The sequence below is a fragment of the Saccharopolyspora gregorii genome (assembly GCF_024734405.1).
GTDB classification, from domain to species: Bacteria; Actinomycetota; Actinomycetes; order Mycobacteriales; family Pseudonocardiaceae; genus Saccharopolyspora_C; species Saccharopolyspora_C gregorii.
This window is the reverse complement of sequence record NZ_CP059556.1, coordinates 1,026,591-1,043,642: the sequence shown is the minus strand read 5'-3', so window position 1 is coordinate 1,043,642 and position 17,052 is coordinate 1,026,591. Positions and strand designations below refer to the sequence as shown.

Annotated in this window: 13 protein-coding genes; 4 read left to right on the top strand and 9 right to left on the bottom strand. The window is 72.4% G+C overall.

The window, feature by feature from the left end:
* Positions 1-423: 423 nt before the first annotated feature.
* A complete protein-coding gene (locus tag H1226_RS04485; protein ID WP_258347383.1) occupies positions 424-816 on the top strand; it encodes an Rv3235 family protein in 393 nt (130 codons plus the stop codon).
* Positions 817-893: 77 nt separating this feature from the next.
* Here H1226_RS04485 and secA read toward each other — a convergent pair whose 3' ends face one another.
* The 7 genes from secA to H1226_RS04450 form a co-directional block, all read right to left on the bottom strand.
* On the bottom strand, positions 894-3,803 hold the full coding sequence (gene secA, locus H1226_RS04480; RefSeq protein ID WP_258347381.1) for a preprotein translocase subunit SecA: 2,910 nt from the start codon (positions 3,801-3,803) through the stop codon (positions 894-896).
* Positions 3,804-4,018: 215 nt separating this feature from the next.
* Positions 4,019-4,723 carry a ribosome hibernation-promoting factor, HPF/YfiA family gene (gene hpf, locus H1226_RS04475; RefSeq protein WP_224959257.1) on the bottom strand — a complete coding sequence of 235 codons (705 nt, stop codon included), beginning with the start codon at positions 4,721-4,723 and terminating at the stop codon, positions 4,019-4,021.
* A gap of 457 nt (positions 4,724-5,180) precedes the next feature.
* Positions 5,181-5,978: a ComF family protein gene (locus H1226_RS04470; RefSeq protein ID WP_258347379.1), complete on the bottom strand. Its 798-nt coding sequence runs from the start codon at positions 5,976-5,978 to the stop codon at positions 5,181-5,183.
* Between the two features lie 235 nt (positions 5,979-6,213).
* Positions 6,214-7,929, bottom strand: a complete 1,716-nt coding sequence (locus H1226_RS04465) for an LpqB family beta-propeller domain-containing protein (RefSeq protein WP_258347378.1) — start codon at positions 7,927-7,929, stop codon at positions 6,214-6,216.
* Positions 7,926-9,752, bottom strand: a complete 1,827-nt coding sequence (mtrB, locus tag H1226_RS04460) for an MtrAB system histidine kinase MtrB (RefSeq protein ID WP_373690012.1) — start codon at positions 9,750-9,752, stop codon at positions 7,926-7,928. The genes H1226_RS04465 and mtrB overlap by 4 nt, the downstream gene beginning before the upstream one ends.
* 16 nt (positions 9,753-9,768) lie before the next feature.
* The gene (gene mtrA, locus H1226_RS04455) at positions 9,769-10,446 is read right to left on the bottom strand and encodes an MtrAB system response regulator MtrA (RefSeq protein ID WP_224959260.1); all 678 of its coding nucleotides are present in this window, start codon (positions 10,444-10,446) and stop codon (positions 9,769-9,771) included.
* Between the two features lie 152 nt (positions 10,447-10,598).
* Positions 10,599-11,237: a dTMP kinase gene (locus tag H1226_RS04450; RefSeq protein ID WP_258347377.1), complete on the bottom strand. Its 639-nt coding sequence runs from the start codon at positions 11,235-11,237 to the stop codon at positions 10,599-10,601.
* 99 nt (positions 11,238-11,336) lie between these two features.
* On the opposite strand from H1226_RS04450, the gene H1226_RS04445 reads away from it, so the two are divergent.
* The 3 genes from H1226_RS04445 (at position 11,337) to H1226_RS04435 (ending at position 15,902) form a co-directional block, all read left to right on the top strand.
* Positions 11,337-11,999: a Crp/Fnr family transcriptional regulator gene (locus H1226_RS04445; RefSeq protein ID WP_258347376.1), complete on the top strand. Its 663-nt coding sequence runs from the start codon at positions 11,337-11,339 to the stop codon at positions 11,997-11,999.
* Between the two features lie 121 nt (positions 12,000-12,120).
* Complete coding sequence (locus tag H1226_RS04440; protein ID WP_258347375.1) at positions 12,121-12,933, top strand: hypothetical protein; 813 nt, start codon at positions 12,121-12,123, stop codon at positions 12,931-12,933.
* A 305-nt stretch (positions 12,934-13,238) separates the two neighbouring features.
* Entirely contained in the window at positions 13,239-15,902 is a 2,664-nt protein-coding gene (locus tag H1226_RS04435) for a cutinase family protein (protein WP_258347373.1), read from the top strand.
* 267 nt (positions 15,903-16,169) lie between these two features.
* Here H1226_RS04435 and H1226_RS04430 read toward each other — a convergent pair whose 3' ends face one another.
* Positions 16,170-16,487 carry a winged helix-turn-helix domain-containing protein gene (locus H1226_RS04430; RefSeq protein WP_258347371.1) on the bottom strand — a complete coding sequence of 106 codons (318 nt, stop codon included), beginning with the start codon at positions 16,485-16,487 and terminating at the stop codon, positions 16,170-16,172.
* Positions 16,484-16,978, bottom strand: coding sequence for a hypothetical protein (locus tag H1226_RS04425; RefSeq protein ID WP_258347369.1), 495 nt, complete (start codon positions 16,976-16,978; stop codon positions 16,484-16,486). The genes H1226_RS04430 and H1226_RS04425 overlap by 4 nt, the downstream gene beginning before the upstream one ends.
* Positions 16,979-17,052: the final 74 nt, after the last annotated feature.

The following is a 17,052-nucleotide window of genomic DNA, read 5'->3' as shown; positions in this document are numbered from 1 at the left end:
GCGACCCCGCCGCACCCGGCCCGATTCGTTTTCGGCCCGTTCCGTGCTGGCAGAAAGAAATCTACAGGACGCCCACAGGGCCCTGAACACCACCCCCCTCTTAAGGGGAAATCGCAGGTCACGGCGGATGAACGCCGGGTTGCGCCGGCTCGGGCCTCGGCTCACACCTTCGGGGCGATCTCGCCGGGAGACGACCGCGATCCGGGGTCTCGGCCCTCTACCCCACGAGACCGGCCGACTCCGGTCGCCGCGAACCGCCCTGGAGGTGCCATGCTCGCCCCCGCCACACCGCTGCCGCCCACTGCTCGCTCCACCGGGAACCCGGTCCGCCGAGAACCGGTGCCCGCGGTTTCCGGTCACCCGGTCCCGGTCCACGCTTCCGCGGTCATCCCGGCTCCGGTCCGCCCGGCCCGAGAACGCACGGTGCCAGAACGCACGGTCCCGGAACGAGCGCCGGCCGTTCCACGGCGCACCCTGTTCGCCAACCCGGCCGGTGCACCGGCCGACCGCAGCTCCGGCGCGCTCGCGGCCAGGCTCGGCGAACCGGTGGTGGACGTGCTGCTCGGTCGTCGGCCGCTCAGCCAGATCAAGTCCCGGATCTCCCCCGCCGTGCACGCCCTGCTCAAGTCGAACGCGCTGCGGCAGGTCCTGCACGAGCCGCGGGCCCGGCTGCACTCCTTGCACGCGCGTCCGGTGGGCGCGGACCTGGTCGAGGGCTGCGCGGTCATCTCCTCTCCGAAGCGGACCCGCGCGGTCGTGCTGCGCTGGGAGCGGGGTGAGGCGGGATGGCTGTGCACCTTCCTGGCCGCCGTCTGAAGGCCGGGCCCCGACACGACGGCGCCCCGCACTCGACGGGGAGTGCGGGGCGCCGCGGTGGTGCTTCGGGCGGAAGGTCAGTTCCGCTTGTTCTTCTTGGCCTCTTCCCGGGCCGCGGCACGGCGCTCGCGCCGGGTACCGCCGTTGGCGTCCTCACCGGTGCCGCGCTCGGTGTTGGTGCGCACCTCGCCCGACTCGCTGGGGCCGGAGTAGTTCAGCCGGGGACGCTGCGGCGGAGCGCCGAAGCCCTGCCCGCCGAACGCGTTCTGCGTGCCGTCGCCGCCGACCGTGCCACCGCCGAGCTGGCTCATCGCCGGTCCGGCCGCCCTGGCGCGCTTGGACCGCGGCTGCGCGGCCTCGCCGGTCGGCTGCGCAGCGGCGGCGCCCCGCGGTTCGCGCGCGACGGCCGGCTGCACGTCGGTCGGGAAGTCGGACCCGTCGGAACGGCTCACCGACACCGGCACCGACGGCTGCTCCGGAGCGGGCTCCGGCTCGGCCGCCTCCACCTGCACGTTGAACAAGAAGCTGATCGACTCCTCCTTCAACGCCTCCAGCATCGCGTGGAACATGTCGAAGCCTTCCCGCCGGTACTCCACCAGCGGGTCGCGCTGCGCCATGGCACGCAGTCCGATGCCTTCCTTCAGGTAGTCCATCTCGTAGAGGTGCTCGCGCCACTTGCGGTCCAGCACGCTCAGCACCACCCGGCGCTCCAGCTCACGCATGGCGCCCGTGCCGACCTTGCCGTCGACCTCGGCCTCGCGGCGGTCGTAGGCGTCCCAGGCGTCGTTGAGGACGGCTTCCTGGAGCAGCTCCTTGCTGACGTCCTCCTCGGACTCGACCAGCTCCTCCCAGTCCAGCTGGACCGGGTACAGCGCCTTCAGCGCCGTCCAGAGCTTGTCGAAGTCCCAGTCCTCGGCGTAGCCCTCGGCGGTGGCGCCGCCGACGTAGGCCGCGGTCACGTCCTTGATCATGTGGCGGACCTGCTCGCGCAGGTCCTCGCCCTCCAGGACCCGGCGGCGCTCGGCGTAGATCACCGTGCGCTGCTGGTTCATGACCTCGTCGTACTTGAGGACGTTCTTGCGGATCTCCATGTTCTGCTGCTCGACCTGGGTCTGAGCGCTGCGGATGGCCTTGGTGACCATGCTGTTCTCGATCGGCACGTCGTCCGGCACCTTCAGCCGGGTCATCACCGTCTCGACCATGGCCGCGTTGAACCGGCGCATCAGCTCGTCGCCGAGCGACAGGTAGAAGCGGGACTCACCGGGGTCGCCCTGGCGGCCGGAACGACCGCGCAGCTGGTTGTCGATGCGGCGCGACTCGTGCCGCTCGGTGCCCAGCACGTACAGGCCGCCCGCGGCGCGGACCTCTTCGGCCTCCGCCTTCACCTGGGCCTTGACCTTCTCGACGACGCCCGGCCACTCCGCCTCGTACTGCTCGCGGTGCTGCACCGGGTCGAGGCCGTGGCGCCGCAGCTCGGCGTCGGCGATGTGGTCGACGTTGCCGCCGAGCACGATGTCGGTACCGCGGCCCGCCATGTTGGTGGCGACCGTGACCGCGCCCTTGCGCCCCGCCTCGGCGACGATGCCCGCCTCGGACTCGTGGTGCTTGGCGTTGAGCACGCTGTGCGGCACGCCCTTCTTCGTCAGCAGCTTCGCCAGGTGCTCGGAGCGCTCGACGCTGGTGGTGCCGACCAGCACCGGCTGCCCGGTGCGGTGCTTCTCCTCGATGTCCTCGGCGACGGCCTCGAACTTGGCGGCCTCGCTCTTGTAGACCAGGTCGGGCTGGTCCTTGCGGGCCATCGGCTCGTTCGTCGGGATGCTGACGACGCCGAGCTTGTAGGTGCCCTGGAACTCCGCGGCCTCCGTCTGGGCCGTACCGGTCATGCCGGCCAGCTTCTCGTAGAGGCGGAAGTAGTTCTGCAGCGTGATCGTGGCCAGCGTCTGGTTCTCGGCCTTGATCTCGACGCCTTCCTTGGCCTCGATCGCCTGGTGCATGCCCTCGTTGTAGCGGCGACCGTGCAGGATTCGGCCGGTGAACTCGTCGACGATGGTGACTTCGCCGTCGCGGACGATGTAGTCCTTGTCGCGCTTGTAGAGCTCCTTGGCCTTGAGCGCGTTGTTCAGGTAGCCGACCAGCGGGGTGTTCGCGGCCTCGTAGAGGTTCTCGATCCCGAGCTGGTCCTCGATGATCGTGACGCCGTCCTCGGTGACGCCGACGGTGCGCTTGCGCTCGTCGACCTCGTAGTGGACGTCCTTGTGCAGCATCGGCGCGAGCCGCGCGAACTCCTGGTACCAGCGCGAGGACTGGTCGGCGGGGCCGGAGATGATCAGCGGCGTGCGGGCCTCGTCGATGAGGATCGAGTCGACCTCGTCGACGATGGAGAAGAAGTGCCCGCGCTGCACGCAGTCGGACAGGCTCCACGCCATGTTGTCGCGCAGGTAGTCGAAGCCGAACTCGTTGTTCGTGCCGTAGGTGATGTCCGCTTCGTAGGCGGCACGGCGCTGCTCCGGGGTCATGTCGGCGGTGATCGCGCCGACGTCGAGCCCCAGGAAGCGGTGCACGCGGCCCATCCAGTCGGAGTCGCGCTTGGCCAGGTAGTCGTTGACCGTGACGACGTGGACGCCCTTGCCCGCGATGGCGTTCAGGTAAGCGGGCAGGACGCAGGTCAGGGTCTTGCCCTCACCGGTGCGCATCTCGGCGATCTGGCCGAGGTGCAGGGCCGCGCCACCCATGAGCTGGACGTCGTAGTGCCGCTGGCCGAGGGTGCGGTGCGCACCTTCGCGTGCCACCGTGAACGCCTCGGGCAGCAGTTCGTCCAGGGTCTCGCCGTCGTTGTAGCGGCGCTTGAACTCGTCGGTCTTGGCCCGCAGTTCTGCGTCGGAGAGCGCGAGCACTTCGTCTTCGAGCTCGTTGATGTGCTTCGCGATGGCGCGGAGGCGCTTGAGCGTCTTGCCCTCGCCGGCGCGGAGCAGTCGGGACAGGACCATCCGGTCGACCTCACTAGCTGATCGTGATGCGCCCGTCAAGGACGCCTTGTGGTCATCGTATTAGAGCCGGGTCACCCGGTGGGCGATTCCCGAGGAGCGATCGGTCGGTACCGGGCCCCGGACGGCGACCGTCCCCCGCGCACACGGTACGCGGGGGACGGTCGGCGGGGTCGGGCGCTGGCGCAGACTCGCCGGACGCCCGGTCGATCATCGGGTCAGCCTGCCAGCCGGATCACCCCGTAGTCGAATCCTCGGCGCCGGTACACCACGCTCGCGCAGCCGGTGTCGGCGTCGGAGAACAGGTAGAAGTCGTGGCCGACCAGTTCCATCTCGTAGAGGGCTTGGTCGACGGTCATGGGTGTGGCGGTGTGCTCCTTCTCCCGGACGATCCGGCCCGGTTCGTAGCCGTCGTCGGAGCTGCCGCGCGGCTGGGGGACACCGCGGCCGGTCCCGGTCGCGCCGGTGCCTGCGGGGAGGTCGATATCGACGTCGGCTTCCACTGCTTCCTCCGCGGGGGCTTCGAGCAATCCGACGGCGCTGGAACCCGCCGCCGCGACGGTCTGGGAGGTGTTCGCCGAGGTGGCCTCGGCGACGGAGGTGGACTTGTGCCGGCCGTAGTGGACCTTTCTGCGGTCGTGCATGCGGCGGAGCCGGTTCTCCAGCTTGCTCGTCGCCGAGTCGAGCGCGGCGTAGAAGTCACCTGCGCACGCTTCGGCCCGCACTGCGGGGCCGCGGCTCTTCAGGGTGATCTCGACGCGCTGGCAGCTCTTCGCCTGTCGCGGGTTGCGTTCGTGGAACAACTCCACGTCCGCCCGAATGGTCTTCCTGTCGTAGCGCTCCAGCCGGGTCAGCTTCTCAGCGATGTGCTCCCGGTAGTGCTCGGGAACCTCAACGTTGCGACCCTTGACGACGATGTCCATTCACGACCTCCGTTCCTCGCGTACATCCCGTGGACGTGTCCGCACGGAGGCGCCGGTGCAGCGGTGTTCTCAGCTCGCTTCCGGCGCCAGGGACATGGGGTTTTCACTCCTTCCCGAAAGCCCGGGTACGACTGAATGCAGGCACGTTAGCTAACTTCGCCAACGGGAAACAGCCCCCGAGACGGGCGACGTCAAGCCGCCACCGAGCGTGATGTGCGGGGCTGAGCGGGCGACGCGCGAGGCTCGCGTAGCGCGTTCCATCGGCGTGCCCCATCCCACTCGTCTCACTCGTTCGGGGGAAGCTAGATCGACTTGCGGCTACCTGCCGCAACGGGCGCCATGCCCGGTCCCCGCCGGTCGGGGCGACCGGCGCCGGATCCTGTCGACTGCTCATACCCCCTGAACGAACGAAGGGCCGGGCGGAGTTCCACCCCGGACGCCGGTCCGCACGAACGGGTCAGCCACCGGTCGCGGTCAGCACCAGGACCGCGGTGACCGGCACGCCGTGGACCGCCAGCGCACCCACCGAGCTCGCGATCGTGGCGCCGGTGGTGAGCACGTCGTCGACCAGCAGCACCGGCTCTCCCGGCGGGGGCGCGCGGTCCAGCAGCACCGCCGAGCGGCCCGCCAGGTCGCGCAGCCGCTGCTGCGCGGTGCGGCCCGCCGAGTCGCGGGCGCCGGGTCCGGTGGTCAGGCAGTCGGCGACGGTCGCGTCCGCGCCGCGGTCGACGAGCGCGGCGGCGGCCCGGCGTGCCACCCGGCTCATGTGCGCACCGCCCCGGCGGCGCGAGGTGATCGGGCGCGACGGGGCGGGCACCAGGTTCCAGCGCGGGGCCTCGACCGCTCGGCTCGGATCGGACGGTCCGGCCGCCGCAGGCACTGCCCGGGCGGCGGACACGAGCTCCGGTTCCCACCCGGCGATCCCGCCGAGCCCGTCGGCGAGCGCGCGGCCGAAGGGTTCGGCCAGGTCACGGCGGCCGGCGACCTTGTACGCGATGATGGCGTGCCGCGCGGCGCCGCGGTACCGGCCGAGCGCGAACACCGGCGGCATCGGGGCCCGACCGCCGGGCGGCGCGGGCAGCTCGCGGACCACCTTGCGCAGCCCGCCGAGTTCCCGGCCGCAGCCGGTGCACCACCCGGTACCGGGCCGCGCGCACCCGGCGCACCGCAGCGGCAGCACCAGATCCACCAGTCCACCGATCGCGACCGCGACGGCCCCGCCCGCTCTCCCCCACTGCTCACCCGATCCACGCACGCCCCGATCCTGCGCGATCTCCCCATCCGACACACCGGAGCGAGTCGGCGGCACCGCCGCGAACCGGGGCCGTCGATCCCGTCAGCGGCGCGGCCGGCCACCGGAGCAACAGGACTCCCTCGGGTGCAGCGGTGTCCTCGCGGGAACGGCGTTCTCCCCTGCCGCGCAGCCTCCAGTGCCGACGGTTCCCGCAGCGGGGAGTCCGCCCCCGCCCGTCGACGCAGCAGGACCAGGATCAGCCGGGGAAGAACGGGATCGAGTTGCCGCCGATCTGGCCGGGCAGCACGCTCCACACCGCCTTCGGCTCCCCGGCCTCCCACAGCCAGCTCTGGTCGGCGACGACGACGCGCTTGCCCGGCCCGACGGTGACGGCGTTGATCGGCTGGGTGAGGTTCGCGGACGCGTACCCGGTCCACTTGAACCCGTCGACGGACACCTCCATGACCGGGGAGGATCCGTCGGTGGTGGCGACGAGCGACCGGTCGGTGAGCCAGTCGACGTGGGTGACATCGAAACCGCGGTCGGCGCCGAGCACCACGGGGTGCCGCAGCGCGACGCGGCCGTCCTCGTCGACGACCCCGGCGACGACGATGGTCCCGTCGACGACGCCGACGGCCCGGGTCCCGTCGTGCGAGAGCCGCAGTTCCTTGATCTCCCGTCCGCCTGCGAACTCGGCGACGTCGACCGGCCGGACGGTCCAGCTGCCGTTCTCCTCGATCGCGCGGAACACCCCGCGCCCGTTGACCACGGTCCACACCTCGTTGTCGTCGCGCCAGGTGGGGCGGGACATGAAGCTGCCGGTGAGCGGGACCGCGGGCAGGTCGGCGGAGCCGTACGCGCCGATCCGCAGGTCGACCTGGCCGGACGGGTTGCGGGTGGCCGCCGCGAGCCGGGTGCCGTCGATGGATTGCGCGCCTTGCAGGACTTCCAGCGCACCGGACCCCGCGGGGCCGGGCACGGGCCGGGTGTCCTCGTCGAGCGCGTGCAGCCGTTCACCGATCACGACGAGGCCGGGCGTGCCGGGGCGCAACGCGTTGTCGCTCTCGTAGGAGGCGACGTCGGCGGGTTGCAGGTCCCGCTTGCCGGGCAGCAGCTCGACCCCGTCCTCCTGGAGCCGGACGCGCGCCTTGCTGACGCTCTGCAGCGACAGCACCACCTGGGCGGCGATCATCCGGCGGGCTTCGAGGTCGGGTTCGCCGAGTTCGCCGAGGTTGACCACGAGCGCACCGTCGTCGGCTTCGGTGGCGTTGGTCTTGAGGCTCGCGTTCGGCGGCAGCTTGCTGCCCATCGCCTTCTCGAAGCCCTCGGACGGGCCGCCGATGAGCAGCTCGACGACGCGCCGCGGCAGCGTGCTGTCGGGTTGCGATCCGATCCACCGCAGGTCGGGGACGACGCCGGTGCCGTCGTGGTCGGCGAAGTAGATCGGCACCGGCATGAAGTCGTTCTCGAACGAGGTGCGGCTGATGACCATGTCGGACGGCGGCGCGGCGATCAGCCACCGGCCGTCCCGGCCCCGCTGCACGGGGACGCGCACTTCGTACGGCCCGGTCTCGGGCACGAAGGAGGAATCGGCGCGCAGCCGCCCGACCCGGTCGGCCTGCAGGCTGACGAGGCGTTCCCCGTCGGGCTGGCCCGGGGCGGGGGGCACCGGGATGGTGTCGATGTTGTCGACGATGAGCACGGAGCTCGCCGGTTCCCAGCGCCGCTCGGCTTCGGGGATGAGGTGGGTGCGGGCGAACGCGTAGCCGGTCTCCCGGGTGGAGCCGGAGTCGACGAAGCTGCGCACGATGTCGACGGGATCGGTGGCGCGCGGCGGTTCCGGCGTGGTGGTGCGGGAGACGCCGTGGTCGGTCAGCGGCACGGCCATCGGGTCGGAGCGTTCCGGGATGGAGGCGCAGGCGGCGAGCGGGAGCACCGCCACGGCGAGCGCGACGAGCCGGCGGCTGATCATCTCGGGTCCTCCCCACCTCGTTCGGCGACCTGTTCCCCGGCCCGGTCGGAACGTCCCGGTTCGAGCCGTGCCCGGGCCGGCCGGGCGTGCGGCGGGGGCTCGGCCGGGGCCGGTTCGGACAGCCGTGCCGGGCCGGTGTCGCGGACGGCGGGTTCGCCGTCGGCGTGCGCGTCGACGGTGCGGGCGAGCAGCGCGCCGGGTGCGGCGATGCGCCGTCCCGACGGCAGGGCCAGCGGGCTTTCGCCGAACTCGCGGCCGGGTTCGCGCGGCAGGGTGAGCCGGAAGCAGGATCCGGAGCCCGGCTCGCCCCACGCGTCGAGCACGCCGCCGTGCAGCCGGGCGTCCTCGGAGCTGATGGACAGGCCGAGCCCGGTGCCGCCGGTGCGCCGGTTGCGGGACGGGTCGGCGCGCCAGAACCGGGTGAACACGAGTTCCGCTTCGCCGGGCCGCAGGCCGACGCCGTAGTCGCGGATGCTGACGGCGACGGCGTCCTGGCCGGCGCCGAAGCGCACTTCGACGGGTCCGCCTTCGGCGTGGTCGATGGCGTTGGCGATGAGGTTGCGCACGATCCGCTCGACGCGGCGCGCGTCCGCGACGAGGTCGAGGTCGACGGCGGGCACTTCGACGCGCAGCGGGACGCCGCTGGTCTCGGCGATGCCGCGCACCGAGTCGACGGCGCGCTGCACGATGGCGGGCAGGTCGAGCGGTTCCGCGGAGAGTTCGGCGACGCCCGCGTCGAGCCGGGAGATCTCCAGCAGGTCGGCGAGCAGTGATTCGAACCGGTCGAGCTCGTCGACGAGGAGTTCGGTGGAGCGGGCCAGCCCGGGCGGGAACTGCTCGCGGGAGGCGTGCAGCACGTCGGCGGCCATCCGGACGGTGGTCAGCGGGGTGCGCAGTTCGTGCGAGACGTCGGAGGTGAAGCGGCGCTGCAGCTGGCCGAACTCCTCCAGCTGCTTGATCTGCTGCTTGAGGCTGTCGGCCATCTCGTTGAAGGATTCGGCCAGCCGGGCCACGTCGTCCTCGCCGATCACCCGCATCCGCTGGTCGAGGTCGCCGTCGGCGAGCCGCGCGGCGTTCTCCGCGGCCTGCCGCACGGGGCGCACCACTTGGCGGGTGACGAGGTTGGTGATGGCGCCGAGCAGCACCACGAGCACGAGACCGCCGACGAGCAGCGTGCTCTGCACGACGTTGAGGGTGTCCTTCTCGGACGTCAGCGGGAACAGCAGGTAGGCCTGCAGGGCCCGGGTCGAGCTGTCCACGGGGGTGCCGACGACGAGCATCGTGACCGGCTCGGGTCCGCGCTGCACGGTGGTGATCTGCTTGGCGAGCTCGCCCTGCTCGACGAACCGGCGCAGTTCCTCGGGCACGTCGTCGATGGGACCGGCGGAGGGCTGCGCCTCGGATTCGGCGTCGGAGCCGTCGACGAGCACCGGGTCGAAGGCGCCCGCGGAGGCTTCGGTGCTGGGGCGTCCCGAGTTGGGCGTGGTGAGCCGGTTGAGCGCTTGTTCGAGCTGCTGGGAGACGTCGTCGGAGTTCGGGTCGACCGCGGTCAGCTCGCGTTCCAGCACGGGCAGGCTGTAGCGGACCTGCGAGATCGCGGCGTCTTCCTTCGCGGTCATCAGCTGGTAGGTGATCTGCGTCTGCAGCACCATCCCGAGCACGCAGATGACCACGGACGACAGCGCGAGCGTGCTGACGACGACGCGCAGCTGCATGGACCGCCGCCACACGCGTTCGAAGCGCTGCCAGCGCTCGCGGACCTCGACGCGGGCGCGCGCCCCCCACCGGTGCAGCACGCCGCCCCGGCTCGCCCATCCGCTCAACGCGCCGGTCTCCGGATCACGGGGGGCCGGCCTTGTACCCGACGCCGCGGACCGTCAGCACCACCTCGGGCCGTTCCGGGTCGCGCTCGACCTTGGACCGCAGCCGTTGCACGTGGACGTTGACCAGGCGGGTGTCGGCGGCGTGCCGGTAGCCCCAGACCTGTTCGAGCAGCACTTCGCGGGTGAACACCTGGCGCGGTTTGCGGGCCAGCGCCACGAGCAGGTCGAACTCCAGGGGCGTGAGCGCGATGGGCACGCCGTCGCGGGTGACCTCGTGGCCGGGGACGTCGATGCTGAGGTCGCCGATGGCGAGGACCTCGGCGGGTTCGGCGTCGGTGCGGCGCAGCCGGGCGCGCAGCCGCGCGACGAGCTCCTTCGGCTTGAAGGGCTTGACGACGTAGTCGTCGGCGCCGGATTCGAGCCCGAGCACCACGTCCACGGTGTCGCTCTTCGCGGTGAGCATGACGATGGGCACCACGGATTCGGTGCGGATCGCCTTGCACACGTCGATGCCGTTCATGCCGGGCAGCATGAGGTCGAGCAGCACCAGGTCGGGTTTCAGTTCGCGCAGCGCGGGCATCGCCTTGGTGCCGTCGCTGACCACGGCTGTCTCGAACCCCTCGCCCCGCAGGACGATGGTCAGCATTTCGGCCAGGGCCGGATCGTCGTCCACCACGAGCACGCGCGCCTTCATGCCCCACATGGTTGCACTTCTCACTCCCGGGGCGTGCAGCACCCGCCGATCGTCACCGCAGGTCGTCGCGCCTGCACCGAACGCGGAGCGCGGTGTACCGCCGAACGGGGGAGTCGGCCGCGGGCGACGGCACCGCGGAGCTCGGTGGCCGGTCAGCCGAGGACGCGGGCGGCCAGCGCCTCGTGGTCGGGCCGCGCGGAGCCGTCGACGACCAGCCACGGCGACCACCAGCCGGTCTCGGCGAGCCGCGCGTAGAGCTCGGCGCAGCGCTGCTGCAGCGAGGAGTCGGACTCGAACCGGTCGCGGCGGCGGGTCTCGGTGCGTTCGCGGTGCTCGGCGCGCCCGGCGGCCACGTCGGCGGGCACCTGCAGCAGCAGTTGCAGGTCGGGGCGCGGCAACCCGAAGCGCTCCACCTCCAGCTCCCGCACCCAGCGCACGAAGTCGCCGTCCACGTCCTGGCCCAGCCGGGCGGCGCCGTAGGCGGCGTTGGAGGCGACGTAGCGGTCCAGCAGCACCACGTCGTGCGCGGCGAGGTCGGCGCGCAGGTCGTCGGCGGCGCCGCGCCGGTCCAGCGCGTACAGCACGGCCATCCCGTGCACGGAGGCGCCGAGGTCGCCGTGCTCGCCGTGCAGCGCTTCGGCGACGAGTTCGGCGTGCACGTCGGCGGTGTAGCGGGGGAAGGCGGCGTGCGCGACGCTGCGGCCGCGTTCCAGCAGCCGGGCGGTGAGCCCGTCGACGAGCGTGCGCTTGCCCGCCCCGTCCAGTCCTTCGATCACGATCAGCCGCCCCACGGCGGGGACGATACGCAGCCGAGGGCCGCGGACCGCCATTAGGGTTGACCTGGCGCGAAAATCGTCCACCTCGGATCCGGTGCTCCAGAATCGATCACCGTGGCGCTCGACGAGGACTACCGCAGCTTTCGCGATCACCTGTCCGCCGCGGACTGGGCCGAGCTGCTGCGCATCGGCGGGCCGTTCCGCTGCGCGCCGGGTGCGGCGCTGCTCAACGAGGGCGAGGGCGGCGATCACGTGTTCGTGCTGACCTCGGGGCTGTGCAAGGTGGTCGGCGCGCGGGCGGACCACGGCCGGTCGCTGCTGGCGCTGCGCGCCGCGGGCGACACCATCGGAGAGCAGGCCGCCATCGACGAGCGACCGCGGTCGGCGAGCGCGTTCGCGGTGGTGGAGTGCCGCGGGCAGCGGCTGCGCGGTCCCGAGTTCACCGCGTTCGTCCGCCGCCGCGGGCTGGGCACCCAGCTGACCGGCTACTTGAGCATGAAGCTGCGGTCGAACGGCAGCATGATCTCGGAGCTGTCCCGCTCGTCGGCCCGGTCGAAGGTGGCGTGGCTGCTGTGCCGGTTGACGGCCGGCGCCGGGCAGGACGACTTCGTGCCGCTGCCGCAACGCGATCTGGCGGACCTGCTGGGACTGGCGCGGAGTTCGGTGGCGGCGAGCCTCGCCGACTTCCGCGCGCTGGGCCTGCTGCGGACCGAGCAGGGCGGGGTGCACGTGCTCGATCCGGCGGCGTTGCTGGACGAGATCCACCGATCCCGATAGATGTGATCGCGACCACTCACCGCGGTGTCCGAAATCGGACGCCGGTTCGCGCGCCCCCGCCCGATGCTGGTCCCAGGCGAGCACCGGCCCGCGGGTGCTCCCGCTCCAGGAAGGACGAGACATGCCACCCAGTCCGAACGCCCGGCGCAGCAGCCAGCTCCCGCCGTACCGCGCGGTGTTCGCCGTGGACACCAAGGACTTCAGCCTCAGCCCGAGCGCGCACCAGGAGCGGCTCAGCCGGGACATCCCGCAGCTGCTGGAGCGGGCCCTGGAGCAGTGCGGGCTCTCCCGGCTGTGGCAGACGAAGGTGTTCGCCAGTTCCACCGGCGACGGCTACTACTTCGGCGTCGACGCGATGGACACCCCGTTCCTGGTGGACCCGTTCCTGGACGAGCTGAACGAGGTGCTCGACGAGCACGACGAGGTCGTCCGCGCCCGGGACCGCGCGCTCAAGCTGCGGTTGCGCGCCAGCGTCCACCTCGGGCCGGTGCCGGAGAGCGGGCTGTCCACCTCGATGAACGAGACCCACCGGCTGCTCGACGCGGAACCGGTGCGCCGCATCCTCACCGCCTCCGACGCGGACGTCACCTACGTGGCCGCGATCCTGTCCCAGCGGGTGTTCACCGACGTCGTCCGCGGCGGCTACGTCAAGAAGCGCGCCTCCCAGTTCGCCGCGAACGCGGTCAAGGTGAAGAACTTCGAGGACCACGCTTACCTCTACACCCCGAAGCACTCGGTGAACCCGGAACTGCTCGACGGCGTCGACGCCGCGCGGGTCGACCGGGAACGGCTGGAGCAGGACCAGCGGCGCGCGGTGGAGCCGGAGCCGCAGCGCGGGGTGGTCGTGCACAACAACTTCTCGGGCACCACCAGCGGCTCGGTGCTGCAGATCGGGCAGGCCAGGGACATCAACGGCCTGAACGGCGGGGCCTGATCGCGGCTGGAGGAACCGCGGAGGGGTCGGTTCCGCCATCCGGCGGCCGCCGTGCACCCGCTGGGGGTGGGTGCACCGCGGCCGCTGCCCCGCGACACGCCTGCACCTCACCCGGACGTGCCCGGTTGCGTGCGCGCGCAAGCCCTTCTCGATCCGCTGACCTGGCATTTCGATCGAGCAACGGCGAACCGGGGACAGGCGCGGGCGAAGGCCGTCACAATCGAGTGGCCGAGGGCTCGCCACGAGTCGATCTGCGGTGGACAATCACGGGCAAGTGATCAACACCCGATGGCCAGGAGGCACAAGTGCAGATACCGGGGCCCGACACCCGCGTGGTCGAGCTGCGGGTGCACGGCATCCTCGGGACCACCGGGGACGCGCTCACCGACTCCGTGGCCTCGGTCGACGTGGCGGGCGACGGGGTGGGGCGCATCGTGCGCCCCGCCGACCGGCTGCGCCGTCCCGTGCCCGGCCCGATGCTCACCGCGGGCGATCGCACCGTGCCCCGGATCGTCGAGGGCTACGTGTGGGGCGGCATGACCTCCGGCGGCTGGGCGAAGGCCAGCTGGGCGCTGATGTTCCCGTTCGCGCTGAGCAACGTGGCGCACTGGATGCTGCCGCCGCCCCGGTCCGGCGACCGCGTCGGTGCCCTGCTGTCCCGCCTGCTGCGGGCGCTGCTGCGGGTGGGCGCGCTGCTGCTGACGATGCTGTTCGTCGCGCAGCTGGCCGTGGTGCTGCTGGACCTGCTCGCCGCGCAGTGCCTGCGCCCCGGTTCGCCGTGCCTGGACGAGGTGCCGGAGTCGTTGCGCCTCGTGCCGGCGGTACGTGCGGTACCGGCGATGCTGCTGCTCGGGCTGGTCGTGCTGCTGATGCACCGGCTCTCCAGCGTGTCGTGGCAGGTCTCCGGTTCGTGGCGGACGTTCGGCGGGCGCACCGAGTCCGCCGAGCACTCGGCGCGGGCCCCGCTGCTGCCGGGCGCGAACGTCGTCGCCGATCCGGACACGCCTGCGCTGCGGGCGCTGCACGTGGTGGGGGCGCTGGCCGTGATCTCGGTGCTCGCGCTGGGCGGGCCGCTGACGCCGAACCCCGATCCGCGCTGGATCCTCGCCGAACTGCTGCTGGTGCTGTCGGTGGGCGGCACGCTGCTGCTGGACGATCCGAGCGGGATGGGTTCCGGCCCGGTGGCCGCGGTGGTGCGCGGGCTGCTCAGCCGCACCGCGCGCCGCGTCGTGGTCGCGACCGCCGCGGTGCTGCTGTTCGCGGTGGCGGTGCTGCCGGGGCCGTTGAACGCGCCGCTGCCGGGTTCCGGGGCGACCGTGGACGCGATCACGGTGGGACTGCTGCTGACCTGCTCGGCGGTGGCGGCACTGCTGGTTCCGGCGGCGCTGCTGGCGCGGCCCGGCTGGGCTTCGGTGCCGCGGGAGCTGCGCCCGTGGGCGGGCGGCTGGATGGCGGCGCCGGTGCTGATGCTGGCGTGCATGCTGGGCGCCGGTTTCGGCGCGGGTCTCGCGCTGAGCCTCCGGCAGGCGCTGGGCGGTCCGGAGCGGCTGCGGCTGCCGGACGCCTACGACGACGTGGCGCTGTTCTGGGGCAGCGCGGCGGTGCTGCTGCTGGTCGGCGGCCTCGCGCTGGGGTGCTGGATGCTGGTCCGCCGCTGGTTGCCGAGCGGGGTCGAGGACGTGCCCGAGCAGGTGGCGCTGCTGCACGCGGGCAGGCAGCAGGACCAGCGCAACGCGGCGGGTTCGTGGCGGACCGCGGACGTGCAGCGCCGCTACTCGCACCACGTGCTGCTGCTGGTCGCCGCGGTGCTGACCGCGAGCACGCTGCTGGCGGTGGCCCTGCGGGCGTGGGGTTTCCCGCGCACCGAGTGGGCGGACTGGCTGCGGGCGCTGGGCGTGCTGGCGCTGGGTCTGCTCGCGGCGGGGCTGCTGCGGATGGTGCAGCTGGCGGCGAAGGAGCGGACCGCGGGGCGGTACCTGGGGATCCTGTGCGACCTCACCTTGTTCTGGCCGCGCGAGGCGCACCCGGTGGTGCCGCCGTGCTACGCGCTGAAGGTGGTGCCGGAGCTGGCGGCGCGCGCGGCCGAGCACCTCGCCGAGCCGGACACCCGGGTGGTGCTCGTCGGCCACAGCCAGGGCAGCCTGCTGGCGGCGGTGGCGACCGCGCGGCTGCTGGAGACGCTGCCGGAGGCCGACCGGGAACGGGTCGGACTGGTCACCGCGGGTTCCCAGCTGCAGTGGGCCTATCCGCGGGCGTTCCCGGGGGTGGTGCCGCACGGGTCGCTGCGGGATCTGGCCGGATCGTTGAACGGGCGCTGGCGGTCGCTGTGCCGGGGCACCGATCCGCTGGGCGGCGCGGTGACCACCTGGAACCGGCAGGTCTTCGACGGGATGCTGATCGGCGTCGGGTTGCGGCCGGACGGGACGCAGGGCCCGCTGCCGCCTGCGACGCGGGGGCCGACGGGTGCGCTGGTGCTCGGCGGGGACCACTGGCTGCCGGATCCGCAGCGCGGGCCGTTCTCGTTCCGCCGCTGGGTGCCGGGCGTGCTGGGGCACACGGACTACAGCGGGGACCCGGAGTGGGACCGCGCGGTCGCGATGGCGGCCGGTTTGGAGATCCCGGTGCGGGGTGCCACGTTGCCGCTGCGCACGCCGACCGCGGTGGCGCAGCAGACCGCGGATCCGCTGGGCGCGCTCGCCGAGCCGCGGCGCCCCGAGCCAAAGCGCACCGAGCCGGAGCGCACCGCCGACGGCGCCGACGCCGAGCTCGGCGGGGACGAGTCGGCTTCCGTGTCGGACCTGCTGGGCTGGGAACCGGACGAGGTGGCAGGCACCGGCGAGACCGGGGCTGCCGAGACCTCCGCGGACGAGGAGAAGCCCTCCCGCTCCGCGCTCCCCGAGCTCACCGACCCGCGCGGCCGAGCAGCCCCCTGGGAACGAGGCAACGCCCTCCGAGCCGCGGACCGCTGAGCTCTGTCGCTCTACTTCTGCTGCGTAGCACTGGGGTAGCGGAACCTCAGCGGTTCCCTCGCTGCGGGATCGATTTCTCATGTACGTCCATGCACAGCGAAATCGCCGTCCTCGCGGGGGAACCGCTGAGAACCCGCCGGTGGTCGGGCTGCTTCGGCGGTCGGCGGCCCAGCGGCTTCGCCGCTGACAGGACGCGGGACCCGCGGGGCAGGGTTCGAAGACAGGTGGTGACGTTCCGCCCCCCGTCCCCCTCGCAGCAGGACCACCTCACCGCTCCCCGTCCAAAGCCGCCCGGAGGCCGGAGAGCCAGTTCAGGTGGTTGCTGATCGCGGTCCTGCCTTCCGGGGTGAGCCGGAACCAGGTCCGCGGCCTGCGCCCGACGGAGCCCTTGCGCACTTCGAGGTGGCCGGCTTCTTCGAGCGCCCGGCTGTGCTTGGACAGGACGGAGTCGCTGACGCCCAGCATGTCCCGGGCGGTCGCGAAGTCGACCCACTCGGCGCCTTGCAGCAGAGCGCACAGCGCCAGCCTGGGCCCGGTCTCGAAGAGGGGTTGGCGCCCGTCGCCTTCGTGGTGCGCACCCGTCACGGCCGGACCCGGCCTTCTTCGAGGTCGCGCCGCATCGCCGCCCGGGTCTTCACCTGCGCCGCGAACACCGCGACGGCCACGACGGGCAGCACCAGCAGCGCGATCCCCTGCTGCTGGTACCTGACCAGCACTGCGATGGCGCCGAAGCCGACCGCGGTGATGCCGAGCGCGGCCAGCCAGAACGGCCGGGCGCCGGGGTAGGAGCCGATGCGCTTGGACAGGTAGACGCCGGAGCGGCGGCGCCGGGCGGCGGTGAAGAAGGCCGAGCCGATGGCGATCACAGCGAATCCCCACGACAGGTAGGCGCTGTAGTCCGCGCCCAGCAGGTCCATCCAGATCGGCAGTCCGGCCAGCACGACGAGCAGGACGCCGTAGACCACCCAGTAGGCGGTGGAGAACCCGACGTGGGTGGCGATGCGGCGGCGCGCGTCGGCGACCTGGTCGAGCTGGCCGAGCTGGTCGCGTCCGGAGGCGTTCGATTCATTTTCCATATGGAAAGTGTACGCACATCGGCAAGTAGATGCCAAGCGTGCACTCCGCGCGGCCGGGGCGCGCAACGAAGCGG

Excerpts from the sequence above, each read along its gene's own strand:
- secA (WP_258347381.1), bottom strand. The coding sequence starts at position 3,803 with ATGGTCCTGTCCCGACTGCTCCGCGCCGGCGAGGGCAAGACGCTCAAG.
- hpf (WP_224959257.1), bottom strand. The coding sequence starts at position 4,723 with ATGGACATCGTCGTCAAGGGTCGCAACGTTGAGGTTCCCGAGCACTAC.
- H1226_RS04465 (WP_258347378.1), bottom strand. The coding sequence starts at position 7,929 with ATGATCAGCCGCCGGCTCGTCGCGCTCGCCGTGGCGGTGCTCCCGCTC.
- mtrA (WP_224959260.1), bottom strand. The coding sequence starts at position 10,446 with ATGAAGGCGCGCGTGCTCGTGGTGGACGACGATCCGGCCCTGGCCGAA.
- H1226_RS04440 (WP_258347375.1), top strand. The coding sequence starts at position 12,121 with ATGCCACCCAGTCCGAACGCCCGGCGCAGCAGCCAGCTCCCGCCGTAC.
- H1226_RS04425 (WP_258347369.1), bottom strand. The coding sequence starts at position 16,978 with ATGGAAAATGAATCGAACGCCTCCGGACGCGACCAGCTCGGCCAGCTC.